The following is a 24,961-nucleotide window of genomic DNA, read 5'->3' as shown; positions in this document are numbered from 1 at the left end:
TCACGGTCTCGCCGGCGTCCGAACACCGCGTACCTCCTTCTTACGGCCGCCTGACCGCCGTCGATTCTTCTGGGCCTGTTCCGAGACCTGGACGGTGGAAGCTGTGGAGCGTCTCGAACCCTTCCCCCGCTTTTTCTGACGCCTGCGGGGGCGTTGGGGGTTGACCCGAATCCGGGCGGCGCTGGCCGCTCCGCCCACGCCCGCGGTGCGTTCACGCGGGGCGAGCAGTTCGCGGACCCACATCGCCATGGCGGCCGACAGCGGCCTCTCGTGGCTGATGCGCGCGCAGATGAACCGCGTGAGCACCACCGTGATGATGAGCGCCCAAGCGGTCGTGAAGAAGCTGAAGCCGAAACCGAGCTGCCGCTCGACCGTCAGGACCAGGAGGAACACCGCGATCCCCACGCCCCAGGCCACGTAGCGCGCACGCCAGGGGAAGGTCGCTTTCGGTGGTCCCAGCCAGACGGCGTCGACCCGGTAGACCTCGTCGTCAGTGCGTACCCGCACCCGTCAGCCTCCGGTGAACAGGCCAGCGAGCCACGTGCCGATGTTCGCGCCGGCGTTCGTGGTCACGGCCAATCCGATGATCGCCAGCGCGACGATGACACCACCGAGCCTGCGCATCACGCCGGCGTTGTCACCCTTGCCGCCACCGAGCCAGAGGAGGAGGACTGCGACGGTGAGGAGGAGCAGCGGAACCAGGTTGTTCAGGATCCAGTCGCGGATGCCTGTTGTGCCCAGGCCGCCGCCAGGCTGCTGCTGCTGCGCGAGTGTTACCAGGGCCATGGCGGTCATCTCGTACTCCTGAGTACGCCGAGCGACTCCGGGCGGTGTAGGGGGTCCCGTCCGGGGCTTGCGCTATCGAGTAGAACACGTCTTCGTCACGAGGTGTATCAGTCGCCGAGCCGTCCGTTGATCAAAAGCCGTTCCCCTCGCACTCGATTACGTCTAATCTGGCACGCACATCATGGTTGAGGGGGTGTCGTTGGTGAACCACCCAGGCCCGATTCTCCCGGTTGCCGAGATAGTTCACCCGACCGCGAACTTGCGGGTCACGCACAGTGCGCACGCCCGCCGCTCCCTTGCTCCCCTGATCACCTGACTGACCTGTTCGGCCGGACCACTAGCCCGAACAGGGGTACGTCCCGGTCTCGCGCTTCGAGGAGGCTCGCCGATGACCCTGCCGCCCGAAACCGCTGCCACCACGGACGCGGAGGTGAAGGAAATCACCGTCTCCACGACCGAGCTGGGTACCGCAGAGGTTACCGGTGAGGACCGGCAAACCGGGCGGCGGGTGCAGCGGACGATCAACTTCGACAGCGAGGTGCTGGAGAGGGCAAGAGCAGCCGCCACCTACCTGGCGGCGTACGAGCCACTGGCAGGCGTGAGAAGCCTCGCGGACATCGTCAACCCCGCCGTGGAGGAGTACGTGGGCGAACTGGAGGAGCGCTTCAACGGCGGCCGACCGTTCCGCCCGGTACACCGCATGCCACCAGGACGACCAGCACGACGGTCTTCGTAGGGCCTTCCAGGCCTTGACTGTCATCCCAAGGCGCGGCCGACCGATTTCCTGCCGCCAGGCACCAATCACCCTTGCCCAGCATTACCGGACCTCACCTGCACCCATTATCTGTGCACTCTGACCAGCCCGGACACGACGCAAGGTTCCACTAGCCCGCAACTGTGTTCGATTTTACTTGGGGGATTTGCCCCTTAAACTCGCGTCGGACGGCAGCTTCACCTTCTGCCCTTTATTGTCCGACGAAGGGGCAAATCTAGGGGCCCCAAGTCAAATCGAACACACCCCGCCGGAACTGCCCTTAACGCCAACCCGGGAACAGGGCGGATGAGCCGGCATGTAAGCCGGATCCTGTTCCACGGGCACCTCACGGTGCACCGCTCAGCGGCCATCCATCTCGACCCGCCGTTGCCGACGGGCTCTTGCGGCCTACCCGCAGGCATCGGGCGGGCAGCCCTCGAACGCCTGCGCAGGTGCCTGAGCACCCTCTTGGCCTTGCTCCGGGTGGGGTTTACCTAGCCGCCCCTGTCGCCAGGGGCGCTGGTGGTCTCTTACACCACCGTTTCACCCTTACCCCGGCTCACGCCGAGGCGGTCTGTTTTCTGTGGCACTGTCCCGAGGGTCGCCCCTGGTTGCCGTTAACAACCACCCTGCCCTGTGGAGTCCGGACTTTCCTCGGCGACAGACATAAATTCTGTCGACGCGGCCGCCCTGCCGACTCATCCGCACACCCAGGATAGTGGGCACGTCCCAGGTCGTGGAATCCGGGGGACGTGGGGTTGTTGTGGCCGGTCGGGACTGCTCTACTCGACGCATGGTCGGAACCGGGGTGTTGACCCGTCGCCGCCACGTCGACTTCGGTCGGGTGGCCGCTTCCTTCTGTTGTATCTGACGACCTTTCCCCTTTCGCCTCCACGGTTTTCCCGCGCGTTCGAGGGAGTCGGGTTCGTCCGCGGAATTCGCTCGTCGATCGTGACCGCAAACCTTCCACGTCACTGATCCCCGGAGGCCACCCGGCGTACTTCGCGAGCGCCGGGAGGCCTCCGGCCCCGCCCGAACCGAGGTGTCACACCTGATGTCCACGATCCTCACCATCTCCGGCAGCCCTTCGGCGTCGGCCCGAACCGGAGTGCTGGTCGGCCACGTCAACACCCGGCTGGTCGAAGCGGGCCACGACGTGCGGACGTTGCAGGTCCGCCAACTCCCGACGTTGCCGCTGCTCACGGAGGACATGAACGACCCGGCCATCGCCGAGGCGGTGACCTCGATCCTCCAGGCGGACGGCATCGTCGTGGCCAGTCCTGTCTACCGGGCCGCCTACAGCGGACTGGTGAAGGCGCTGCTGGACCTGCTCCCCAAGCGCGCGCTTCGGGGCCGGGCGATCCTGCCGCTGGCCACGGGCGGCAGCCAGGGCTTCCTGGTGGCGATGGACTACGCGCTGAACCCGCTGCTGGCCAGCAAGGGCGCGGACCACGTCGTGCGCGGCGAGTTCGTGCTCGACAACCGCATCCGCCCGGAACTGGGCGAATCCGCCCTGGACCACGACGCCGCGGTGGCGGTGTCGGCGGCGGTGGACCGGTTCACCGCCGCGCTGGGGGACGTCAGCTACCGACGACGCCGCGGCACGACCCAACTACGACCCGCGGTCTGACCAGGGGCCGCTCCCCCGGCACTACCCGGCCAGATGCGAAGTGTCGTTGACCAACCGAACAGAAGCGTGACCATCCGGGTAGAACTCCGTCACCGACAGCGACGCCAAGTCCAGGTGAAGCCGGAACAACAGGCTCGGACCGACGTCGAGCGCCATCCGCAGCAGCGTCTTGATAGGCGTCACGTGGCTGACGACCACCAGGTTCTGCCCGCCGTACCGCGCGACAAGATCATTCCGAGCCCGCCTCACCCGCTGGTGGACCGCGTCGAAGCTCTCCCCACCGGGCGGCGCGACCGACGTGTCCCCCAGCCACCTCCGGTGCAGCTCCGGGTCACGTTCGGCGGCCTCGGTGAAGGTCAACCCCTCCCAAGCCCCGAAGTCGGTCTCGATCAACCCGTCGACGACCACGGCCTCCAGGCCGAGCGCCCCGGCAACGGCCTCGGCCGTCTCGCGGGCACGCCCCAGGGGTGAGCACACCACCGCGGCCACGTCATCCAGCTTCGCCAACCGCCGCGCGGCCCCGGCCGCCTGCTCACGGCCGACCTCGGTCAACGGCGGGTTCCCCCGCCCCGAGTACCGACGACCGACGGACAACTCCGTCTGACCGTGCCTGAGCAGGTGCAGCCGGGTCGGCGTGCCGCCAGCGCCGGACCAGGACGCCGGGGGCTGGGTGGCGGCGGCCGGTTTGGCCGCGTCCGCCTGCTCGTCCATGGCCCGGTTCGCCAGCCGGTCCGCGTCCTTGTTCCGCTCGCGCGGGATCCACGTGTAGCCGACGTGCCCGAACCCGGCGGCCAGCGACCGGGCCTCGGCCGCGAGCGGCTGCATGGACGGGTGCTTGACCTGCCACCGCCCGGACATCTGCTCGACCACGAGCTTGGAGTCCATCCGTACCTCGACGGACTCCGCGCCCAGCTCGGCCGCCGCGCGGAGCCCGGCGATCAGGCCCTGGTACTCGGCCACGTTGTTGGTCACGTGGCCGAGGCCACCGAAGCGCTCGGCCAGGAGTTCGCCGGACTCCGCGTCCCGCACGACCGCGCCGTACCCGGCGGGGCCGGGGTTGCCGCGCGAGCCGCCGTCCGCCTCGATGACGACCTTCACAGGCCGGATTCCGCCGTCCGCACCATGATCGCGCCGCACTCCTCGCACCGGACGACCTCGTCCGGTGCGGCTTCGCGGACCATCGAGTACGCGCTGCGGTCGAGCTCGATCCGGCAGGCGCCGCACCGGCGGGACCGCAGCAGACCGGCACCGATCCCCTTGTGGGCGCGAACCTTCTCGTACAGCGCGAGCAGGTCGGCCGGGAACCCGGCGCCCGCCTTCTCCCGGTCGGCCTTGCGCTTGGCCTCGATGGAGTCCAGGTCGGCGAGCGTCGCGTCCCGGCGACGGGCGGCGTCGGCCAGCGCCTCGGTCGCCTTGTCCAGCTCGATCCGCGCGTGCTGCACGTCGGCCTCGACGGCCTCGCGCCGTTCCATCAGCTCCAGCAGGTCGTCCTCCAGAGCCGCCTGGCGGCGCTCCAGGGTCGCCAGCTCGTGCTCCAGCTCGGTGAGCTGCTTCGCGCCGACCGTGCCGCCCGACATCAGCTTCCGGTCGCGCTCTTCCCGCGCCCGGACCTGGTCGATCTCGGTCTCCTGGCGCTTGACGTCCCGGTTGAGGTCCCCGAGCGTCGTCTCGATCGTCGTCAGCGCGTCGGTCTTGACCCGGAGCTGCTTCTCCGCTTCGGCGATCTCCACGATCTCCGGCAGCGTGCGCCTGCGGTGGTCGACGCGCGAGAGTTCGGCATCGACCTCGGCGAGCGGGAGCAGCCTGCGCTGCACGGCGGGATCGGCCTTCATTTAGTTGGTCCTCCTGTGTCGGCTCGTCGCACCGACGGTCCACGGATCGGTTCGGCGGGTGGAGACGAGTGCTTCGACCGTACCGCCGAAGGCCTCGCGGACCACCCCCGCCGCCTGCTCGCACCACGGCCACTCGCTCGCGAAGTGGGCGACGTCGACCAGCGCCGGCGCGTCGGGGCTCGACGCGAGGTGGTCGGACGCCGGGTGGTGGCGCAGGTCGGAGGTGACGTAGGCGTCGACGCGGGCCTTGGTGGCGGCGGTCAGGTAGCTGTCGCCGGCGCCGCCGCAGACGGCGACCCGGTGGATCATGCGATCAGGATCACCAGCGGCGCGGACGCCCCAGACGGTTTTCGGGAGGGCGTCGGCGACGCGCTGGGTGAAGTCGCGCAGCGGTTCGGGCGCCGGGAGTTCGCCGATGCGGCCGATGCCGGTGCTCGACGGGAGGTCGGCCATCTCGTGGAGGTTCAGCGCGACCTCCTCGTACGGGTGGGCGGCGCGCAGGGCGGCGACGACCTGGGTGCGCAGCCGTCGTTCGAGCACGACCTCGACGCGGGTCTCGTCCACGTGCTCCAGGGCGCCGACGGTGCCGATGGCCGGGTTGGCGCCGTCGACCGGGCGGAACTGGCCGGTGCCCGCGACGGTGAACGCGGCGTCGCGGTAGTCGCCGATCCGGCCCGCGCCCGCGGCGTGCAGGGCGGCCAGGACGTCGGCCGCGGCGGCGTGCGGGACGAACGTGGTGAGCACGTCCAGCGGCGGCACGGGGTTGGGGCTGAGCGGGCCGGTGACGGTGAGGCCGAGCAGCGCCGCGAGCGCGTCGGACACGCCGGGGTCGGCCGCGTCCGCGTTGGTGTGCGCGCTGAACAGCGCCACGCCCGCGCGGATCAGCCGGTGCACGAGCCTGCCCTTGGGGTCGTTCGCGGGCACCCCGGTGACGCCGCGCAGCATCAGCGGGTGGTGGGCGACGATCAGCTCGGCGCCGACCTCGATCGCCTCGTCCACCACGGTTTCGGTGACGTCGACGACGCAGAGGACGCGGGTGACCGGTTCGGCCGGGTCGCCGCAGACCAGGCCGACCGCGTCCCACGACTCGGCGGTCTTGGGCGGGTACACGACCTCCAGCGCCGCGACCACCTGCCCGAGGGTGGTGCTCACCGTTCCTCCAGCGCGACTCGCAGTGCGTCGACCAGCAGGTCGAACTCGGTGGGCGGCCGGGTGGCGACCCTCAGGTGGTCGGGGGTGAGGCCGGGGAACGTGTCACCGCGGCGGACCGCGAAACCCTTGTCCCGCAAGGATTCCCGGACCCGTTGCCCGTCGGGCACGGTGATCAGCAGGAACGGTGCTCGCGGCGGCACGACGAGCAGGTCGGCCAGTGCGCGGGCGGCGTGCGCGGTGTGCGGCACGGTCTCCTCGGCGACCAGCTCGGCCGCCGCGACGGCCTCGGGTTCGCAGCAGGCCGTGACGGCTTCCAGCACGAGGCTGCCGACCGGCCACTGCGGACGGTGGTGGGCGAGCCGCGCCAGCAGGGCGGGATCGCCGAGCAGGTAGCCGGCGCGCAGACCGGCCAGGCCCCACGTCTTGGTGAGGCTGCGCAGCACCAGCAGACCGGGGAGTCGTGCACCGGCCAGCGATTCCGGCTCGCCGGGCACGGTGTCCGCGAACGCCTCGTCCACGACCAGCACCCGGCCGGGGCGGGCCAACTCGGCGATGGCGGAGGCCGGGTGCAGCACGGACGTCGGGTTCGTCGGGTTGCCGATCACGACCAGGTCGGCCTCGTCCGGCACCAGGTCGGACCGCAGCGCGTACCCGTCCTCGGCGCGCAGCGGCACCCGGTGCACCGGCACGCCCGCGTCGGCCAGCGCCACCTCGGGCTCGGTGAACGACGGGTGCACCACGGCCGCGAGCACCGGCCGCAGCGCGGGCAGCAGCGCGAACCCCTCGGCGGCGCCCGCGAGCACCAGCACCTCGTCCGGCGTGCGGCCGTGGCGTTCGGCGACCGTGCGGCGGGCGGTGAGGTCGGCCAGGTCGGTCGGGTAGCGGCCGAGGTCGTCCAGCGCGGCCACGAGCCGGTCGCGCAGCCACGCGGGTGGGCGCGGCAGGCGCACGTTCACGGCGAAGTCGACGAGGCCGGGGGCGGCGTCGACGTCTCCGTGGTGGCGCAGGAGGGCGCGCTCGCTGGTCATCGCCCGGAATTCTAGGCGATGAGCGTGGTCGCCCAGTTCAGGTAGGCCAGGGGCAGTTCGCGCAGGATGTCGGCGGTTTCCGAGGCGGGCAGCACGGGCAGCGCCTCCACCGTCCGGCGGGCCAGCGCCCGGCAGTAGGCCAGGGTGTCCTCGACCATCGGGCCGCGGCGCAACCGGGCCAGCACCTCCGCCACCTCGTCGTCACCCGGCTCGCGGGTCAGCAGCGCCCGCAGGTCCGGGTCCATCACCCGGAGCAGCGGCACCGTGTAGACGCCCTGGCGGAGGTCGTTGCCGACCGGCTTGCCCAGCCGCAGCCGCGTGGACGCCAGGTCCAGCAGGTCGTCGAGGACCTGGAACAGCAGCCCGAAGCTCGCGCCGTACTCGGCCATGCGCGTCGCCGTCGCCTCGTCGGCGTCCGCGCAGTGCGCCGCCAGCACGCAGCCGACCCGGAACAGCGCACCGGTCTTGAGCGCGATCGACCGCAGCGCGTCGTCGACCGTCCGGTCCGGGTTGTGCAGGTCCAGAACCTCCAGCACCTGGCCCTCGACCAGGTCCGCCACGGCCGCCGCGAGCTGCTCCGCGGCGAACGGCGAGATCTCCCGCAGCGCCACCTGGCTGGCGCGGGCCAGCATGAAGTCACCCACCAGCACCGCCGGGCCGGGCCCCCAGTCGGCGTTGACGGTCCGCACACCCCGCCGTTCGGTCGCGCCGTCCATCAGGTCGTCGTGCACCAGCGACCCGGCGTGCAACACCTCCACGCACGCCGCCGCCGTGACGGCCTTGTCGGTCACGGCACCGCGCATGGCCAACGTGCCAGCCAGGATGAGGACGGAGCGCAACCGCTTGCCGCCCGCCGCCGTGACGCGGCCGGAGAACTCGTTCACGATGGGCAGCGAGGACGAGGTCGCCATCCGGCGGATCTCGACCTCCACCCGCGGGAGTGCTTGAGCCAGGGCCGGGATCGCCAGGCCGATGGTCGGAGCGGTCGTGGTGGACACGTCGTGGTCGCGCGGACGACCTTAGAGGCCGCTGAGACGTTCTCCTGGCTACCACCGCGACCAGGCGCCTCCCTCGACTCTTTCGGATGAATCGACGGTGGAACGCGCCGCATGGGCGAAACAGCCTCACTAGCGTGCTGCCGATTCACCTCTCGATGGGAAGGCAGGTGCATGTCCGACGTCGACGACGGCCCTCGGGCAGTGGGAACGATCGACGCGCCGGACGGCGATCTGCCGCACAACGCCCGCAAGGAGCACTTCAGCCTGGCGTTCGTCCGGATGGTGGTGGCCGCGGCGGGCTGTTCGATCAAGGCCCACGAAACCGACTACGACGGCGTCGACATCACCATCGCTTCCTCGGCGGAGTACAGCACGTTCTACTGCCCCGACTTCGAGCTGCAGGTCAAGTGCACGACCCGTCACGACCTGCTGACCGAAGAACACCTGGCGTGGCCGATGGAAGCATCGGCGAGGATCAGGGCTCGAGAACCGTGCACCTGCCAAGACGCAACCTGTTCGACGTGAACGGGCTGTCGGGAATCATGCGGACGATCGGCGAAGGAGGCCAGTGGTGAACACCTCTTCACCGGATGGCTACTGGGCCATCGCGACGGCCCTGACTCCTCCCGCCGTTTCGCAGTACCTCGCGGCCCACGACTGGGAGCTCGAGTCGAAGCACCCGAACGTCCGGGAGATCTGGCGTCTCGTCGGTGAGCGTGGCCCGATGGGGCGGATCATGCTTCCGCTCGCCACCGACTTCGTCGACTTCTCCCAGAGGTTCCTGGACGCCCTGCACGCCCTGGGCAGGATCTACGACTGGGACCCCTCCCAGTTGGCCGAGCGGATCATGGCCGCTCGCGCCGACCTGTTCTTCGTGCGCCTCGACCAGGCGATGACCGACGGCACGATTCCGTTCCGCCAGGCCGAGAAGACGATGGACGCCCTGTTCAAGATGATGAAGGCCGCAGCCACCACGGCAGCGGATCCGGCTCATCCCCACCGGGGCAGGCGTCCGTCCAGCGTGACCGACTTCCTCGACGACGACGTGAGGCTCGGCCACACCAAGACCGGCAGTTTCGTGTTCACCGTCGTCACCCGCCTCGGCGACCCGCTGCCTCCACTCGACGACGGATCAGCGGCGGTGTCCTTCCCGCGCAGGGTGATGGAGACCTTGGCCACCGGGCTGGAGACCACGCGCGACCTGGCCCGACGATGGGACAGCGGCACCGCGGACCAGGCGGGGCACCTCGGGCTCAGCGCCGGTCTGGTGGAATCGCTCCAGGACCTCACCCAGCCCGAGGCGCTGCGTTCGCTCGACCTGTCGTTCGACTGGGCGTCGTCCGAGCCGCGACCCTCGGTCGGACGAACGCCCATCGTGGTGGACCGGGACGTCATCGCCGCGTTGCCGCGGGTTCGCGAGAGGCTCGTCCGCCAGGAGGAACCACCGCGCACCGAGACCCTGGTCGGAACCGTGCGGGCCCTCACCCGCGAGGATCCCGGCGGCCAGGACCTGGAGACCGCGACGATCGTGCTGGCGACCTACGTCCGCGGCCGAGCGCGCAGCGTCCACATCACGCTCAACGGGGAAGACCACGAGTGGGCGATCCTCGCCTACCACCGCAAGCTGCCCTTCACGGTCACCGGTGATCTGGTCTTCGAGCGCGGGGCGTGGCGGCTCACCGGTGTGGTGACCGTGGATTCGAGCTTCCTGGAGCACCGCGGTCCCTGAATCCGCCGGGCCGCTGAGATTAGGGTCGGGGCATGCATGTGACCTTCGTCTGCACGGGCAACATCTGTCGTTCGCCGGTGGCCGCGATCGTGTTCCGGGAGCACGTTCGGCGGGCCGGGTTGGCTGGCGTGGTGGAGGTGTCCAGCGCGGGTACGGGTGGGTGGCACGTCGGGGACGCGGCGGACGAGCGGGCGGCGAAGTCGCTCGTGGACGCGGGGTACCCGGCTGAGCACGTGGCGGCGCAGGTCGGGGAGGCGCACCTGGGGGCGGATCTGCTGGTGGCGTTGGACTCGGGGCACGCGCGGGAGTTGCGGCGGTTGTCCGGGGACGCGGAGCGGGTGCGGTTGCTGCGGTCGTTCGACCCGGACGCGGACGGGGTGGACGTGCCGGACCCGTACTACGGGGACCGCGAGGGCTTCGACCGGGTGCTGGAGATGACCGAGGCGGCGGTGCCGGGGTTGTTGGCGTGGGTGCGCGAACGGCTGTGACCGCGGTCGTCGAGCTGGCCGGGTTGGACGCCCGGTCGGCGACGGCGATCAGCGGTGGCGTCTACGACGTCGCGGTGGCCGGTGGGCACGTGGTGGCGAAGGACACCCCGTCGGCACCGGCCGAGGCGGCATCGCTGCGGTGGTTGGCCGTGCCCGGTGGACCGCCTGTGCCGCGGGTGCTGGGGCAGGACGGGACGTGGCTGGTCACCGACCACGTGCCGACCGGACGGCCCACCGCCGAGGCCGCGGAGGCGTTCGGGCGCGAGCTGGCCGTGCTGCACGACAGCGGCGCGCCCGCGTTCGGCTCTCCCCCGCCGGGCGGGCCGGTGGACGCGGCGATCGGGCTCGCGCCGATGCGCAACGAGACCGGCGAGCGCTGGCCGGAGTGGTACTGGGCGCACCGGGTCGAGCCCTACCTGCGGACGGCCGTCGACCAGGGCCTGCTCACCGCATCGCAAGCACAGCTCATCACCGCGCGGGTCGAGCGGGCCGAGGACCCCGGTGAGCCGCCCGCCCGGCTGCACGGCGACCTGTGGAGCGGCAACGTCCTGTGGGCGGCGGACGGGCGGGTGTGGCTGGTCGACCCGGCGGCGCACGGCGGCCACCGGGAGACGGACCTGGCGATGCTGCGGCTGTTCGGCTGCCCGCTCCTGGACCACGTCGAGCGGGCTTACCAGGAGGTCGCGCCACTGGCCGACGGGTGGGAGGACCGGGTCGGGCTGCACCAGTTGTTCCCGCTGCTCGTGCACGTCGTGCTGTTCGGCGGCGGTTACGCCACTCAAGCGGTCGCCGCGGCGAGATGATGGCCCCATGGACGAATGGATCAACGAGCCCGCGAAGTGGTCGACCGGTCCCGACGGGGAGCTGTTCGTCACAGCGGACCCGGACACCGACTTCTGGCGCACGACCCACTACGGCTTCATCCGCGACACCGGTCACGTCCGCGGGCGGTGGGTCGACGGCGACTGCGCGGTGTCGACGACCTTCTCCGCGGACTACGCCGAGCTGTACGACCAGGCCGGGATCGCGTTGCGGATCGACGAGGAGAACTGGATCAAGGCCGGGGTGGAGCTGGTCGACGGCGAGTTCCAGATCAGCGCGGTCGTGACCAGGGGCGTTTCGGACTGGTCCGTCGTACCCACCGCGACCGCGGACCGGGTCACCATCTCCGCCGAGCGGGTCGGTGACACGGTGACCGTCCGGTACGGGCTGGGTGACGACGAGCCGGTCACGATGCTGCGGCTCGCGTACTTCCCGCCGGGGGTGCCCGCGCTGGTGGGCGTGATGTGCGCGGCCCCGACCGGCAAGGGGTTCAACGTGAGGTTCGAGCGGACCCTGATCCGCTCCTGATCCGCGCAGCGCCTACCGTGGAGGCCGTGCGGTTCCGGTTCCTGCTCCGACCTGGGTGGCTCGCGTTGACGCTGGCCGTCTGGGTGTTCGCGGGCGCGTGTTTCACGATGCTCATGCCGTGGCAGTTCGGTCGCAACGACGAGCGGGTGGCGCAGAACGACGCGCTGACGACGGCGATGAAGACCGACCCCGTCCCGGTGGGCACCGTGCTCGACCGCCCGAACGCCGAGGTCGAGTGGAAGCGGGTGGCGCTCACCGGGCGGTTCCTGCCCGACGGCGAGGCCGTGGCCAGGCTGCGGACCGTGCAGGGCGAGGCCGCCTTCGAGGTCGTGACGCCGTTCCGGCTGGACAGCGGGCAGGTCGTGCTGGTGGACCGGGGTTACCTGCGGCCCGCCAGCGGCGTGAGCGTGCCGGAGATCCCCGTCGCGCCCACCGACGAGGTGACGACGGTGGCGTGGGTGCGGGCCGGTGAGTCCGACGACCGCGAGGCGTTCACCGAGGACGGCCGCAGGCAGGTATACGCGATCAACTCGGCGGTCGTCGGCCGGGCGGCCGGGCTGGACGTCCGGCCGGGCTACTTCCAGCTCTCCGAGGGCCAACCGGGGGTGCTGAACGCGCTGCCGCTGCCGCGGATGGAGTCCGGGCCGTTCTTCTCCTACGCGTTGCAGTGGATCGCGTTCGGCGTGATGGCGCTCGGCGGCTGGGCGTACTTCACCTGGCGCGAGATCCAGCCCGGTGGGGCGCTCGCGGAGCCGAGGCCGAAGCGGAAGTCGGTCGCGGAGATGCTCGCTGAAGACGAGGCCGCCGCGTCGGGGTCCGAGCTAGCGGCGGCGGGCGAACAGCGCCAGGGCCGCGGCTAGCACCGCCGACAGCCCGCCTACCACCCTGGACAGCTCGACGGCCCTGGTCACGTGCCCGGCGTCGGGGTTGCGGCCGTGCCCCATGACGGCGCGGTCCTCGGCTCCGTAGGAGTAGACCGTGCGCCCGCCGAGCCGGATCTCCAGCGCGCCCGCGAACGCGGCTTCCACCTGGCCCGCGTTGGGGCTGGGGTGCGCCGACGCATCGCGCCGCCACACCTCCCACGCCTCAGCGGCCGAGCCGCCGACGACGGGGGCGGCGACGACGGTGAGCAGTGCCGCGGCGCGGGCCGGGACGAGGTTGGCGAGGTCGTCGAGCTTGGCGGCGGCCCAGCCGAAGCGCAGGTAGCGAGGTGACCTGTGGCCGATCATCGCGTCCAGGGTGTTGACCGCGCGGTACGCCAGCAGGCCGGGCACGCCCGCGACCGCGCCCCACAGCAGCGGCGCGACGACGGCGTCGGAGGTGTTCTCGGCGACGGACTCGACGGTGGCCTTGGCCAGCGCGAGCGTGTCCAGCGAGGCGGGCTCGCGGCCGCACAGGTTCGGCAGCCGGTCGCGCGCGGCGGCCAGGTCGCCGCCGTCGAGCTCACGGCCCATCGCCGTGCCCTCCTTGGCGAGCGAGGCCCCACCGAGGACGACCCAGGTCGCGGCGGCCGTGGTGACGGTCTTCAGCAGCTCGCTGCGACCGCTCAGCCGCTCGACGACCACGCCCAACGCCACGACGCCGCCCGCGAGCAGCGCCGTGTGCTGGACGCCCGCGGTGCGGCTGTCGCGGTACGTGGTCCGTTCGGTCACATCCGCGGCACGGCCGAAGAACGCCACCGGGTGGTGTCTCCGGGGGTCGCCGAAGACCGCGTCCGCCGCTACTCCCAGCAACAATCCGGCCGCTCGTCCCACGCCCAAGGCAGACCTCCCCGAAGTCGACACGGCACCGTATAGCGTCGGCTGTCACCCGTTCGAGCTAGGGGCGCGGTTCCCGATGTCCGGGGGTGTCGGTGGCCGGCGTTAGGGTGCCGACCGTGGAACCAGCGGGCCGGTTGAAGCTCTACGCGTACCTGGACGCGCGCGACTACCAGCGCACGTACCTGGCGATCATGCGCCTGTTCACGTCCACCCTGCTCGCCGACCTGCCCGCCGGGGAGGTCGCAGGCGCCCTCGCGGGGGCGGAGCGGCTGGGCACCGTGGACGCGGGAGAGTCCCGGATCGAGAACGTGATCAACAGGCTCAAGCAGCTCGTGGAGTGGGGCAACCTCGTGCAGGGCCGTCGCGAGGTCGTCGCGACGAGCATCGCCGAGTTCCAGCACGGCAGCGTCCGCTACCAGGTGAGCAAGCTCGCGGTGCGCGTCCAGCGGGACGTCGACCAGCTCCTCCGGGTGCCGGAGGGCGCGCGCGAGGTGTCGCGGGAGCTGCTGCCCGCGATCGAGCGCGGGCTGAGCGAGCTGGGCGGCGCGCTGTCCGAGGCGCTGGTGACGGGCGAGGGCAGGCGGTCCCGCGAGGTGCTGGCCGAACGGGTGACGACGGTCTTCCTCCAGCACGCCGAGCTGGCGGCCACGGTGCGTGACTTCTACGCGTACCTCGGGCAGGTCGTGACGCGGCACCACCTGGCGCCCGAGGAGATCTCCGGGTTCCGGAACCTGCTGGTCGAGTACATCCAGATGGTCGTGGAGGACGTGCTGCGGCACACCCCGGCCATCGCGGACGCGCTGGCGGGCCTGGCGCGGGGGCGTGGCGAGCTGCTGCGGCTGCTCGGCGCCACGGACGGGCTCGGCGTCGAGGTCGAACGGGCGCGGGGCCGGTCCGCGGCGGACTGGCAGGAGCTGGCGGGCTGGTTCGTCGACCGCCCCGGCCACCCGAGCCAGGTGACGGCGCTGCGCGAGGCGACCGCGCGGGCCATCGGGTCGCTGCTGGCGTCGGTGAAGCGCGCGACCTCCGGCGGCGGCCTGCTGCCGGGGCGGCGCGCGGAGCTGCTGAAGCTGGCGGCGTGGTTCGACTCCGGCACCCGCGCGCAGGGCCACGAGCTGTACGCGGCGGCGTTCGGTCTCTACTCGGCGCGGCACGTGCTGCCCGCGCCGGAGCACGACAGCGACAACGAGCGGACGGCGTGGCGCGACGGGCCGGTGCGGGACGTGACGGTCAGCGTCCGCAGCCGGGGCGACCGGGGCGCGCGCGGGCGGACGTCGCGCATCCTGGACGACCCGATCACCGAGCAGTCGCTGCTGGCGGCGGCCCGCGAGGCGGACGAGCACCGGGCCGCGTCGGTGGCCGAGCTGGCGTCGGCCGCGCCGCGGCTGGCGTCGACGACGCTGTCCGGCGACGCGCTGGGCGTGCTGTGCGAGCTGCTGACGCTGGCGATGGCGCAGCGGGAGAGCGCGGCCGACTCCGGTTCGGCCGCCGACCCGGTGCGCGGCCTGCGCGTCACCGTCGACCACTCGCCGGGCGAGACCACCAGGATCACCTCGAAGGCGGGGACGTTGACCCTGCACGACGCGCGGCTGGCGTTGAGCGAGTGAGCACCCCCGACGCGCGGCGTTCGACGACCGGCGGCCCTGCGGCACGACCGGTCCTCGGCGAGGGCGCACCAGGCGACCACACCCGACCAGCCCTGCGGCCCCACGAGGTCGAATGCGCCGGCCAGACCCCGGCACCCCGGAGGAGCGAGTGAGCACCCCGCTGGACGACCTCCCGGACATCGACGCGGCGAACGTCGTGCGCTGCGCGCGCACGCTGCTGCGCAGGCCGCTGCTGCGCGGCGACGGGCCGGACGGGGAACTGCTGGCGCTGGTGTACCGGCACCGGTTCGCGTTGCAGGACCTGTTCGCCGGGCTGCTCGGCTACCGGCTGGTGGTGGAGCGGCGGTTCGCGCGGCTGTACAAGTCCGGGCCCGGCGTGGACGACACCCGCGGCGTGCCGGGGATGTCGCCGCGCGGGTACGCGTACCTGGCGCTGACGCTGGGCGTGCTGACCGGGGTCGGGCGGCAGGCGCTGCTGTCCCGCCTGGTGTCGGACGTGCGGGCCGCCGCCGTCGAGGCCGGGATCGACGTGGTGGACGACGTGGTCGACCGGCGGGCGCTGACGGCGGCGCTGCGGCACCTGGTGTCGCTGGGCGTGCTGCACGAGACCGAGGGCCAGGTGGGCGCGGACCTCCAGACCGAGGCGCTGATCACGATCGACACGGACCTGCTCGGGCAGCTACTGACCGGGCCGGTCGCCGAGGCGGACTCGCCGGAGCGGCTGGTGGCGCTGGCGGCCCGGCCGGGGCCGCGCGGCGTCGAGCACGCGGTGCGGCGCAGGCTCGTGGAGACGCCGCTGGTGCTGTACGCCGACCTGCCGCCGGAGCAGGCGGACTGGTTGCGGCGCAACCAGCGCAAGGAGTCCGTGCTGCTGGAGAAGTGCTTCGGGCTGTACACCGAGTCGCGCCTGGAGGGCGTGCTGGCGGCGGACCCCGAGGACTACCTGACGGACATGTACTTCCCCGGTTCCTCCACGGTCGCGCGGCTCGCGCTACTGGCGCTGCCCACGCTGCTGGAGCTGGAGTACGACGCCGAAGACGAGCCGATCACCCGCGCGGACGGCCGTCACCTCGTGTCGACCGCGCGGTTGCGCGAGGTGCTCGACCGGCTGGTCGAGGACTACCCGGCGGCGTGGTCGAAGCAGATCGTCGAAGACCAGGACAAGCTCGTCACCGAGGTGACGGAGCTGTTGCGCCGCATGGGGTTGGCCGTCGCGGGCGAGGACGGCTGGCTGCTGAACCCGGCCGCGCACCGGTGGATACCCGAACCCGACGGCGACCCCGAGCGCGAGGTCGTCACCCCCACCCCGATCGAGCCCGGAGAACCGAGCTGGTCGTTGTTCGACGAGGAGACCGTGTCGTGACGCTGGAGCGGGACAGGTGGCGGCTGCACCGCGGCGGCATCGTCAACGTGTGGCAGTACACCGAGCAGACGTTCGACTTCTCCGGCGGGCGGGCGATCTTCCAGGGCACCAACGGGTCCGGCAAGTCGCGAACGCTGGAGCTGCTGCTGCCGCTGTGCCTGGACGGCGACCTGCGGCAGGTCGGCTCGAAGGGCTTCGACACGGTCAGCCTGCGGCGGCTGATGCTGGACGACTACAACGGCGGCCCGAACCGGATCGGCTACGCGTGGATCGAGCTGCGCCGGGTCGTCGACGGCGTCGAGGAGTTCCTGACCTGCGGGCTCGGGGTGAAGGCGTCCAAGACGTCGCAGGCGATCACCGACTCGTGGCGGTTCATCACGTCCGCGCGCGTCGGGCGCGACCTCCAGCTCGCGGGCCACGAGCGGATCCCGCTCGGTCCGGCGCACCTGCGGGAGGCGATCGGCGCGGACTGCGTGCTGGAGGACGCCGCGTTCCGCGCGAAGATCGCCGAGACGGTGTACGGCGTCCCCGCGGCCCGGTACGGCGACCTGCTGCACCTCCAGCGCACGCTGCGGAACCCGGACGTCGGCCTGAAGGTGCTCGAAGGGCAGTTGGAGCAGATCCTGTCCGACGCGCTGCCGCCGCTGGACCAGTCGATGGTCGAGCAGTTGGCGACGTCGTTCGACGACCTGGAGTCGATCCGGGAGAACATCACCCGGCTGTCGTCGGCGGACGCCGCGCTCGGCACGTTCCTCAAGACGTACTCCGACTACGCGTTCGGCGGGCTGCGCTCGTCGGCGGAGCGGCTGCGCGGCGCCGAGGACGCGGTGCGGAAGCTGGCGCGCGCCTGCTCCCGGCTGGAGGGCGAGCTGGAGCGGACGCGGTCGTCGCGCGCCGAGGCGGAGAGCGCCCAGTCGGCGTTGGAGACCGGTGAGGGCCAGGCGGAGGAGACGATCGCGGCGCTCAAGGAGCTGCCCGCGTTCCGCGACCTCCAGGACCTGCAAACCCGCGAGAAGCTGGTGGCGGAGAAGCGGTCGTCGGCCATCGCCGCGCTGGAGATGGCGAGCAAGCAGCGCCTCCAGGAGGACGGCGCGGTCGACGCCGTGCTGCGGTCGCTGCGGCGGCTCCAGGAGGAGCTGGGGTCGGCGGACGAGCTGACCGAGCCGCTGCGCCAGCAGTTGCGCGCGGCGGGGCTGGACTCGTCAGCGGCGCCGGTCGTGCCGAGGGTCCCGCACGCCGAGGCGACCGTGACCACCCACCTCGTGCGGGCGAAGCCGGACCCCGAGGCGGAACCGCTGCCGACCGAGCGGCGCGTGCCGCCGACGGCGGCGACGGACACCGTGCTGGCCGGGTTGGAGGCAGCCGCGGCGGCGACGTCGGGGATCGCATCCACGGCCCGGCAGCGCGGCGCGCTGGCGCTCGCGCTGCACCAGCGGGCCGGGGAGCTGGACCGCGAGCAGCGGCAGGTGGACGCGGTGCGGCAGAAGGCGAAGGACGCCCAGGTCGCCGCGACCGAGGCGGCGGCGCTGCGCCACCAGGAGGGCCAGGAGCTGACGGCGGTCGCGGCGACGTGGCTGGCCGAGGTCGAGCGCTGGTGCGGTGCCGGGCCGCTGGCCGACGGCCTGCCGAACCAGTCGTTCGAGCTGCCGGAGGCCGTCGACCCGGAGGTCGCGAGGACCGTGACGGCAGCGGCCCGCGAGTGGACCGCTCCCCTGGTCCGCGCGGCGCGCGACGCGGCTCAGGCGTTCGTGCTGCGGCAGGAGGACCTGCGCGGCCGGATCGGCCAGCTCGACGCCGAGCTGGCCGGGCTGCGGTCGGGTGGGGAACGGGTGCCGGAGCCGGGTCGTTACGCATCGGCTTCGCGCGATCCGCTGGCGGGGACGCCGTTCTACCGACTTGTCGACTTCCAGCCGACCGTGGACGAGGCCGGGCGGGCGGGGCTCGAGTCGGCGCTCCAGGCGAGCGGGCTGCTGGACGCGTGGGTGACCGGCGACGGGTCGGTGGCCGACGACGTGACCGCGACCCCGCGGGACGCCGTTGCCGGGCCGTCGTTGGCGTCGGTGCTGGTCCCGGCCGTGGAGCCGGGGTCGGTGGTGTCGGCCGAGGTGGTCGCGGGGCTGCTCGCGGCGGTGTCGCTGGACGCCGGGAGCGGGCTGGCGCTGTCGACCGACGGCCGTTGGCGGGCAGGTGTGCTCGGCGGGACGTGGCGCAAGCCCGCCGCGGAGTTCATCGGCGCGGGAGCACGCGAGTCCGCGCGGCGGCGCCGGATCGGGGTGCTGGAGGACGAGCTGACCGAGCTGCGCGGTGAGCTGGGCGTGGCCGAGGGCGAGCTGGCGGGCGCGCGGGACCGGGTGACCCGCTGGGAGTCCCACCTGGCCGGGTTCCCGTCCGACGGCGATCTGATCGCCAAGCACAGCCGTGAACAGGCCGCGCGCGAGTCGGCCGACCGCGCCGAGACCAGGGCGCGGGAGCTGCGGGCCGAGCTGGACGAGGCGCAGGCCCGCGGTGAGGCCGTGCGCGGTGAGCTGGTGCGGCAGGCGGGCGAGGCCGGGCTGCCCGCGGAGACCGAGGGCCTGCGGCAGTCGCAGCAGGCCGCGGGCGAGGCGCAGCGGACCGCGGACCGGCTGGGCGACCTGCTGCGGAGGCAGTGCCAGGGCGCCGTGGCGGACCTGACCGACGCGACCCACCGGTTCCACGCGGCGGGCGAGGACAGGGCGGCGGCCGAAGCGGACGCCGAGAGCCGGTGCGTGGACCACGCGACGCAGGCCACGACGCTGGCCGAGCTGACCGAGGCGATCGGCGGCGAGGCGCGCGAGATCGCGGGCCAGCTCAGCTCGCTGGAGTCTTCGCGGCGGAAGTACCGCGAAGACCTCAGGTCGACGCGCGAGCAGGTCGCGTCGGCCCGTGAGCAGGCGGCGAAGCTCGAAGCGCAGCTCGACGGCGCCCGTGAGCAACTGGCGGGCGCGACGGCCGAGCAGACCAGGGTCGCCGAGCAGTTCGGGGCGACCGTGGCGGCGCCGGGCGTCCTGGTGGCGGCGCTGCCGGACGTGGACGGCGACCTGGACGCGGTCCGGGAGGCCATCACGGCGGAGGGCGACCGCCGCGGCGCGGGCGAGGCCACGGTGATCACCAAGCTCCAGGCGTTGCAGACGTCGCTGGCGGGCAGCCACGACATCGCCGCCGAACAGCACGCGGGCCTGCTCACGGTGACCGTGACCGGCGAGGAGGGCACCCGGCCGGTGGCCGTCGCGGCCCGGCAGGTGACGGCGAAGCTGGCCGACCAGCGCGGGTTCCTCAACGAGCAGTACCAGGGCGTGTTCGCGGACTACCTGATCCGCGACCTCGCCGAGTGGCTGCGCGGGCAGGTCGCCGTGGCCGAGGACCTGTGCAAGCGGATGAACGACGTGCTCGGCAAGGCGCGGTCCAGCCAGGGCGTGCACGTGAAGCTGTCGTGGAAGCCGTCGTCCGCGCTGGACGAGGAGACGCGCGGAGCGCTGGCGCTGGTGCGGGAGCCGTTCGCGAACCGGACGCCGGAGCAGGACGAGGCCCTGCGGCGGGTGTTCACCGAGCGGATCGAGACCGAGCGCGACGCCGACTCGGGCAACTACGCCGAGGTCCTGTCACGGGCGTTGGACTACCGCACGTGGCACCAGTTCACCGTGACCGTCGGCGACACCGGGCCGGACGGGAACCCGCGGGAACGGCGCTTGAAGCAGCTCTCGTCCGGCGAGACCAGGCTCATCTCGTACGTGACCCTGTTCGCCGCGGCGGCGTCGTTCTACGACGCGGTCAGCAGCGGCGCCGAGTCGTTCGACCCGCTTCGGCTGGTGCTGCTGGACGAGGCGTTCGAACGCCTGGACGACCCGACGATCGCCCGCATGCTGGGGCTGCTCGTCGACCTCGACATGGACTGGGTCATCACCTGGCCCAGCGGCTGGGGCGTTTCCGACAAGATCCCCAGGATGCACATCTACGACGTCCTGCGTCCCCGCAACGGCCGCGGCGTCGCCTGCACCCAGACGACCTGGGACGGGGCGGCTTTGGACCGGGTCGACCCGTAGCGGTAGCCGCCGTGCTTCACGGTCGTGGAGCACGAGGAGATCCGCGCACGAAAACGTTCCGGGTGTCGTGGGCCGTCGAGGAAATCACACATGTGAATGTCCTGTCGCAGTAGCGGTGAAGCGTCTTCGTCGAGACGCTTCCGCCGCCGTCGGCACGGGTACCAGCACGAACACCGGCCCCTAATCTCGTTCCAACCTTGGTGGTCGACTTGACCACGAGGCCGGGAGGCGGGTCAACAATGATCAACAAAGGCTGCCCGAACACGCCTCCGGCAGCTTCCCGGATGAACGTTCCGGGTTTGTCGGAGCAGACCGGTCGGTATTGGCGGTCTTGTCCCCGGAACGATTGGTCCGGCGGTCGTGGGGGTGGCCAGTTCGTTGATCACCGCAAGGAGAAAACGGCGACCCCGGCCGCGGCGGCCGTTGATTTTCCAGTGCGATCGATCATCGTCGTCGTGCGGTGGTGATTGTTCGCGCCTTTCTTCGGCCGGGGAGGCCGAGCCGGTCCGGTCGTTAGGCTTGCCGGGTGGATGACGAGCTGCGGGCCCGCTACTCCGTTCCGGCCCTGGAGGGGTTCTGGCGGTCGGCCCTCGACACGATGGAGTCGGGGCGGTCCGCGTTCAGCTTCCGCGTCGAGGACCGGCCGACCGCCGAGGCGGTGGGGCTGGTCCTGCACAAGGCGGTCGACTTCCCCGCCCGACGGCAGGTTTCGCTGGTGCGCCTGGACGAGCACCTCCGCCGGGACGGCACGTCGCTCCTCGACGTCCTGGCGGAGGTGCACCGGCGGGCGGTGGGGCGGCCTGCCGGGCAGATGGCGTGGCGGTCGCGGTGGCTCGCGCAGGTCAGGCGGTACGACGAGGTGCCGGCGGCGGAGTTCGACGCCGTGGTGGCCAAGGCCGACGCGGTGTTGGCGGTCGTGCTGAGCGGACGGCCGTGGGAGTGGCCGGCCGCTCTCGACGAGCCGCTGGTGCGCAAGGTCGTCGTCCGGGCCGTGGCGCTCGACCGGGACGTGCCGACCGACACCGACGAGGCCGACCTCTGGCGGTCAGCCGGTCGGGCGCATGAGGGCGGCTGAGCGGACGCCGCCCGCGCCGAGGAATTCGGCGACCGGAAGGGTGGCCGCGCCCATGGCCACCGATTCGGTGCCCAGTTCGCAGAGGCTGATCTTCGCCTGTTGGTAGGGGTGGTGGAGGGCGTGCTTGGCGGCCACCTCGCGAATGGCGGGGAGCAGTTGTTCGCCGAGGATCAGGCCCGCCCAGCCGCCCACTATCACCCGTTCCGGGTTGAACAGGTTGATCAGGTTGCCGATACCCGCTCCGGCGTAGCGCGCGGTTTCCTCGAGGACCTCCCTGGCCGCCTGCGAGTCCTCCGCCAGCAGTTCGCGGAGGGCCACCTCCTCGTCGACGATCTCCGGGGGCAGGCCCGCCGCTTCGCGGTGGCGGCCCAGCACTCCCTTGGCGCCGATGTAGGCCTCCAGGCAGCCGTGCGCGCCGCAGCGGCAGGGCCTGCCGTCGAGCGACAGGGTCGTGTGGCCCCACTCGCCCGCGCCGCCGGACGCTCCCCGGTACGGGACGCCGTCGGCGATGACGGAGGCACCGACGCCCGAGCCGATGAGGGCGATGACCGCGTTGCGGGCGCCGCGGCCCGCGCCGAACCACATCTCGGCCTGGCCGAGGGTGTTGGCGCCGTTGTCGATGAACAGCGGCAGGTCGGTGCCCGCCCGGAGCATCCGCTCCAGCGGGACGCCGTTCCAGCCGACGGTCTGGGCGTGGACCAGCAGTTCCGAGCCGCGCTCGACCAGACCGGGAACGCCGACGCCCACGCCGAGGATCCGGCCGGGGTCCACGCCGCTGTCCTCCACGCACTGGTCGAGGCCCGCGAGGACGCGTTCCACGACCGCCTCGCCGCGGTTGGCGATGGTGTCCATCTGGAACGTGCTCATGGCCAGCCTGCGCAGCGTGAGGTCGAAGACCTCCACCAGGACGTGGGTTTCGCCGACGTCCACGCCGACGACGCAGGCGTGGTCCGGGTTGACGCGGAGGAGGACCCGCGGCCTGCCGCCGTCGGAGCCGACCAGACCCGCTTCGACGACGACCTGGTCCTCGACCAGCTCGCCGACGACGTTGCTGACCGACGCCTGGCTGAGGCCGGTCGCGCCTGCCAGCTCGTGGCGGCTGAACTGGCCGTCGAAGTACAGCCTGCGCAACACGCGGGCGCGGTTGCTCGTCCTCAAGTCGCGCATCGTCCGCTTGCTCCGCTGCACTGTCGCTCCCTTAACCAAGCCTTGACGTCCCAAGGTCACCTGGGTTAAATCACATCTTGAAATAAGGCGTGATGCCGGACACCTCGACTATGCCAGCCGACACCTGAACCCGGTAACGCAAGGTCGCCACCACGCCTCAGCCGATCCTGACCGGCTGCCTTCCGCACGGAACGAGGAACCCTGCCATGCCGAAGTCCTCGCCTCGAAGGTCCCTACTATCCGCGCTCGGCGTCACGGTGCTGGCGGCGGCCGTCATCGCCGTTCCGACCGCGCCCGCCGTGGCCGCGGGTGAGCAAGTCAACGTCTGGCTCACGTCCACCAACGCCGCCGACCGCGGCACCCAGGTCACTCGGGGGTTGCAGCAGCAGACCCCGGTGGCGTTCGTCGCGGGTACCGGGACCGGGGGTCAGACGATCACGGTCAACGAGAACACCCGGTACCAGACGTTCGAAGGGGGTGGCGCGTCGTTCACCGACAGCGCCGCTTGGCTGATGAACAGCAGCGGCTACCTGAGCGCCGCCACCCGCGAAGACACGATGAAGAAGCTGTTCGACCCGGTCAACGGCATCGGCCTGTCGATGACGCGGAACCCGATGGCGTCCACCGACCTCGCGCGGTTCGACTACTCGTACGACGACACGTGCTGCGACGTCAACGACTTCAAGATCGATCACGACCTGGCTGATGTGCTGCCGCTGACCAAGCGGGCGAAGGAGTTGAACCCGGCGCTGCGGGTGATGGCGTCGCCGTGGAGCGCACCCGCGTGGATGAAGGACAACAACTCCATGCGGCAGGGGTGGTTGAAGGCCGAGTACTACGGGACGTACGGGCAGTACTTCGCGAAGTACGTGCAGGCCTACCAGTCGCGGGGGATCCCGATCGACTACGTGACGCCGCAGAACGAGCCGGGGTGCTGTCCGGGGTACCCGTCGATGCAGTGGAACACCGCCGGGTTGATCAACTTCACCAAGAACGGGATCTACCCCGCGTTCCGGGCGGCAGGCATCAACACCAAGGTGCTGATCCACGACTGGAACTGGGACGGGTACAACACCTGGGTCAAGCCGCAGTTGCAGGATTCGGGGATCGTGAACGACCCGCTGTTCGGTGGGATCGCCTGGCACGGTTACGTCGGGGACGTGTCGGCGCAGACCACGGCGCACAACGAGTTCCCGAACGTCAAGGCGTTCGACACGGAGCACTCCGGCGGCACGTGGATCTCCGACCAGCACCGGGAGGACATGTTCAACATCATCGACTACACCCGGAACTGGGGCAGTTCGGTGGTGAAGTGGAGCCTGGCGCTGGACGAGGCCATGAACCCGCACAACGGAGGGTGCGGGACGTGCACCGGGTTCATCACCGTGCACAACAACGACGGCAAGCGCGGTCAGGTCACCTACAACGTCGAGTACTACACGATGGGGCACCTGACGAAGTTCGTCCGGCCGGGGGCGCAGCGGATCGAGACCAATGACAACGGGTCGGTCAAGAACGTCGCGTGGCGCAACACGGACGGGTCGAAGGCGCTGATCGCGTACAACACGACCGGTAGCACGCAGAACGTGAAGGTGAACTGGGGTGGGTCGTCGTTCGACTACAGCCTGCCCGCCCGGACCACGGCCACGTTCACCTGGAACGGGACGCAGGGCGGTACTCCGCAGCCCGTTGGCGGGACGATCACCGGGTTGGGCGGGAAGTGCCTGGACATCGCTGGGGCCAGTAGTGCGAACGGCACGGCGGTGCAGTTGTACGACTGCAACGGGAGTGCTGCGCAGAAGTGGGTCGTGGGGGCGGATGGCACTGTTCGGGCGCTGGGGAAGTGCTTGGATATCAAGGATAATGGTGTTGTGGATGGGGCTAAGTTGCAGATCTGGGATTGCGCTGGCGGGAACAACCAGCGGTGGAGCGTCACCGCTGGGCGGGATATTGTGAATCCGGCTACTGGTAAGTGTTTGGATGCTACTGGGAATTCGTCGGTCAATGGGACTTTGGCGCAGATCTGGGCTTGCACTGGGGCTGCTAATCAGAAGTGGACTGTGACGGCGTAGGGCCGGGTGGGAGGGGGCGGGAGGGGCTGGGAGGGGCTGGCGGGTCTCTTCTGCTCCCTTCATCTCTTGGCCGGTCTGGGATTTCGCGAGTCCGGTGGTGGGTGGCCGA

The 24,961-nt window shown here is 71.5% G+C and carries 22 protein-coding genes and 1 other RNA gene; 13 read left to right on the top strand and 10 right to left on the bottom strand.

The window, feature by feature from the left end; all coding sequences use genetic code 11:
- Both NZH93_RS47345 and NZH93_RS47340 read right to left on the bottom strand, forming a co-directional pair.
- Positions 1-507: a hypothetical protein gene (locus tag NZH93_RS47345; protein WP_259629939.1), complete on the bottom strand. Its 507-nt coding sequence runs from the start codon at positions 505-507 to the stop codon at positions 1-3.
- A gap of 3 nt (positions 508-510) precedes the next feature.
- On the bottom strand, positions 511-795 hold the full coding sequence (locus NZH93_RS47340; protein ID WP_259629938.1) for a hypothetical protein: 285 nt from the start codon (positions 793-795) through the stop codon (positions 511-513).
- Between the two features lie 379 nt (positions 796-1,174).
- On the opposite strand from NZH93_RS47340, the gene NZH93_RS47335 reads away from it, so the two are divergent.
- Positions 1,175-1,522, top strand: a complete 348-nt coding sequence (locus tag NZH93_RS47335; protein ID WP_259629937.1) for a ParB family protein — start codon at positions 1,175-1,177, stop codon at positions 1,520-1,522.
- 321 nt (positions 1,523-1,843) lie between these two features.
- Here NZH93_RS47335 and rnpB read toward each other — a convergent pair.
- Positions 1,844-2,241, bottom strand: an RNA gene (gene rnpB, locus NZH93_RS47330) — RNase P RNA component class A.
- A 353-nt stretch (positions 2,242-2,594) separates the two neighbouring features.
- Here rnpB and ssuE point away from each other — a divergent pair.
- A complete protein-coding gene (gene ssuE, locus NZH93_RS47325) occupies positions 2,595-3,170 on the top strand; it encodes an NADPH-dependent FMN reductase (protein ID WP_259629936.1) in 576 nt (191 codons plus the stop codon).
- 21 nt (positions 3,171-3,191) lie between these two features.
- Here ssuE and NZH93_RS47320 read toward each other — a convergent pair whose 3' ends face one another.
- The 5 genes from NZH93_RS47320 to NZH93_RS47300 are packed head-to-tail and all read right to left on the bottom strand — an operon-like array spanning position 3,192 to position 8,180.
- Positions 3,192-4,268 (bottom strand): bifunctional RNase H/acid phosphatase, encoded by a 1,077-nt coding sequence (locus tag NZH93_RS47320; RefSeq protein ID WP_259629935.1) that lies wholly within the window; start codon positions 4,266-4,268, stop codon positions 3,192-3,194.
- On the bottom strand, positions 4,265-5,002 hold the full coding sequence (locus NZH93_RS47315; protein ID WP_259629934.1) for a zinc ribbon domain-containing protein: 738 nt from the start codon (positions 5,000-5,002) through the stop codon (positions 4,265-4,267). Before NZH93_RS47315 ends, NZH93_RS47320 begins: the two co-directional genes overlap by 4 nt.
- Positions 5,003-6,154 (bottom strand): Nif3-like dinuclear metal center hexameric protein, encoded by a 1,152-nt coding sequence (locus NZH93_RS47310; RefSeq protein WP_259629933.1) that lies wholly within the window; start codon positions 6,152-6,154, stop codon positions 5,003-5,005.
- Positions 6,151-7,182 carry an Rv2231c family histidinol phosphate aminotransferase CobC gene (cobC, locus tag NZH93_RS47305; protein WP_259629932.1) on the bottom strand — a complete coding sequence of 344 codons (1,032 nt, stop codon included), beginning with the start codon at positions 7,180-7,182 and terminating at the stop codon, positions 6,151-6,153. Before cobC ends, NZH93_RS47310 begins: the two co-directional genes overlap by 4 nt.
- Before the next feature lie 11 nt (positions 7,183-7,193).
- Complete coding sequence (locus NZH93_RS47300; protein ID WP_259629931.1) at positions 7,194-8,180, bottom strand: polyprenyl synthetase family protein; 987 nt, start codon at positions 8,178-8,180, stop codon at positions 7,194-7,196.
- A gap of 171 nt (positions 8,181-8,351) precedes the next feature.
- On the opposite strand from NZH93_RS47300, the gene NZH93_RS47295 reads away from it, so the two are divergent.
- From NZH93_RS47295 to NZH93_RS47270, 6 genes are read left to right on the top strand one after another with little or no spacing between them, the layout of a single operon-like run.
- Positions 8,352-8,705 carry a DUF4365 domain-containing protein gene (locus NZH93_RS47295; protein ID WP_259629930.1) on the top strand — a complete coding sequence of 118 codons (354 nt, stop codon included), beginning with the start codon at positions 8,352-8,354 and terminating at the stop codon, positions 8,703-8,705.
- Positions 8,706-8,751: 46 nt separating this feature from the next.
- The gene (locus NZH93_RS47290; RefSeq protein ID WP_259629929.1) at positions 8,752-9,909 is read left to right on the top strand and encodes a hypothetical protein; all 1,158 of its coding nucleotides are present in this window, start codon (positions 8,752-8,754) and stop codon (positions 9,907-9,909) included.
- A gap of 32 nt (positions 9,910-9,941) precedes the next feature.
- Positions 9,942-10,397: a low molecular weight protein-tyrosine-phosphatase gene (locus tag NZH93_RS47285; RefSeq protein ID WP_259629928.1), complete on the top strand. Its 456-nt coding sequence runs from the start codon at positions 9,942-9,944 to the stop codon at positions 10,395-10,397.
- Positions 10,394-11,200 (top strand): fructosamine kinase family protein, encoded by an 807-nt coding sequence (locus NZH93_RS47280; protein WP_372507027.1) that lies wholly within the window; start codon positions 10,394-10,396, stop codon positions 11,198-11,200. The genes NZH93_RS47285 and NZH93_RS47280 overlap by 4 nt, the downstream gene beginning before the upstream one ends.
- Before the next feature lie 7 nt (positions 11,201-11,207).
- Positions 11,208-11,747, top strand: a complete 540-nt coding sequence (locus NZH93_RS47275; RefSeq protein ID WP_259629927.1) for a DUF1349 domain-containing protein — start codon at positions 11,208-11,210, stop codon at positions 11,745-11,747.
- A 26-nt stretch (positions 11,748-11,773) separates the two neighbouring features.
- Positions 11,774-12,607 carry an SURF1 family cytochrome oxidase biogenesis protein gene (locus tag NZH93_RS47270; protein ID WP_259629926.1) on the top strand — a complete coding sequence of 278 codons (834 nt, stop codon included), beginning with the start codon at positions 11,774-11,776 and terminating at the stop codon, positions 12,605-12,607.
- Here the strand turns inward: NZH93_RS47270 and NZH93_RS47265 are convergent.
- Positions 12,569-13,507, bottom strand: a complete 939-nt coding sequence (locus NZH93_RS47265; protein WP_259629925.1) for a cobalamin biosynthesis protein — start codon at positions 13,505-13,507, stop codon at positions 12,569-12,571. The genes NZH93_RS47270 and NZH93_RS47265 overlap by 39 nt on opposite strands.
- Before the next feature lie 116 nt (positions 13,508-13,623).
- Here NZH93_RS47265 and NZH93_RS47260 point away from each other — a divergent pair, with 116 nt between their 5' ends.
- The 4 genes from NZH93_RS47260 to NZH93_RS47245 all read left to right on the top strand — a co-directional run bounded on the left by NZH93_RS47260 (position 13,624) and on the right by NZH93_RS47245 (position 21,613).
- Positions 13,624-15,114 (top strand): DUF2397 domain-containing protein, encoded by a 1,491-nt coding sequence (locus tag NZH93_RS47260; RefSeq protein WP_259629924.1) that lies wholly within the window; start codon positions 13,624-13,626, stop codon positions 15,112-15,114.
- Positions 15,115-15,262: 148 nt separating this feature from the next.
- Positions 15,263-16,477, top strand: a complete 1,215-nt coding sequence (locus tag NZH93_RS47255; RefSeq protein WP_259629923.1) for a TIGR02678 family protein — start codon at positions 15,263-15,265, stop codon at positions 16,475-16,477.
- Positions 16,474-20,538, top strand: a complete 4,065-nt coding sequence (locus NZH93_RS47250; protein WP_259629922.1) for a TIGR02680 family protein — start codon at positions 16,474-16,476, stop codon at positions 20,536-20,538. The genes NZH93_RS47255 and NZH93_RS47250 overlap by 4 nt, the downstream gene beginning before the upstream one ends.
- Before the next feature lie 526 nt (positions 20,539-21,064).
- Positions 21,065-21,613 carry a hypothetical protein gene (locus NZH93_RS47245; RefSeq protein ID WP_259629921.1) on the top strand — a complete coding sequence of 183 codons (549 nt, stop codon included), beginning with the start codon at positions 21,065-21,067 and terminating at the stop codon, positions 21,611-21,613.
- Here the strand turns inward: NZH93_RS47245 and NZH93_RS47240 are convergent.
- Positions 21,584-22,780, bottom strand: a complete 1,197-nt coding sequence (locus NZH93_RS47240) for an ROK family transcriptional regulator (RefSeq protein ID WP_259629920.1) — start codon at positions 22,778-22,780, stop codon at positions 21,584-21,586. The genes NZH93_RS47245 and NZH93_RS47240 overlap by 30 nt on opposite strands.
- Positions 22,781-22,986: 206 nt before the next feature.
- Between NZH93_RS47240 and NZH93_RS47235 the strand changes: the two genes are divergently transcribed.
- Complete coding sequence (locus NZH93_RS47235; RefSeq protein WP_259629919.1) at positions 22,987-24,852, top strand: ricin-type beta-trefoil lectin domain protein; 1,866 nt, start codon at positions 22,987-22,989, stop codon at positions 24,850-24,852.
- The last annotated feature ends 109 nt before the right edge of the window (positions 24,853-24,961 follow it).

It is taken from the genome of Umezawaea endophytica, assembly GCF_025061645.1.
Lineage (GTDB): Bacteria > Actinomycetota > Actinomycetes > Mycobacteriales > Pseudonocardiaceae > Umezawaea > Umezawaea endophytica.
This window is presented reverse-complemented; position numbering and strand designations above follow the sequence as displayed.

Bases quoted from the DNA above. Each gene is read 5' to 3' on its own strand.
- NZH93_RS47340 (WP_259629938.1), bottom strand. From the start codon at position 795: ATGACCGCCATGGCCCTGGTAACACTCGCGCAGCAGCAGCAGCCTGGC.
- NZH93_RS47335 (WP_259629937.1), top strand. From the start codon at position 1,175: ATGACCCTGCCGCCCGAAACCGCTGCCACCACGGACGCGGAGGTGAAG.
- ssuE (WP_259629936.1), top strand. From the start codon at position 2,595: ATGTCCACGATCCTCACCATCTCCGGCAGCCCTTCGGCGTCGGCCCGA.
- NZH93_RS47315 (WP_259629934.1), bottom strand. From the start codon at position 5,002: ATGAAGGCCGATCCCGCCGTGCAGCGCAGGCTGCTCCCGCTCGCCGAG.
- cobC (WP_259629932.1), bottom strand. From the start codon at position 7,182: ATGACCAGCGAGCGCGCCCTCCTGCGCCACCACGGAGACGTCGACGCC.
- NZH93_RS47295 (WP_259629930.1), top strand. From the start codon at position 8,352: ATGTCCGACGTCGACGACGGCCCTCGGGCAGTGGGAACGATCGACGCG.
- NZH93_RS47285 (WP_259629928.1), top strand. From the start codon at position 9,942: ATGCATGTGACCTTCGTCTGCACGGGCAACATCTGTCGTTCGCCGGTG.
- NZH93_RS47275 (WP_259629927.1), top strand. From the start codon at position 11,208: ATGGACGAATGGATCAACGAGCCCGCGAAGTGGTCGACCGGTCCCGAC.
- NZH93_RS47240 (WP_259629920.1), bottom strand. From the start codon at position 22,780: ATGCGCGACTTGAGGACGAGCAACCGCGCCCGCGTGTTGCGCAGGCTG.
- NZH93_RS47235 (WP_259629919.1), top strand. From the start codon at position 22,987: ATGCCGAAGTCCTCGCCTCGAAGGTCCCTACTATCCGCGCTCGGCGTC.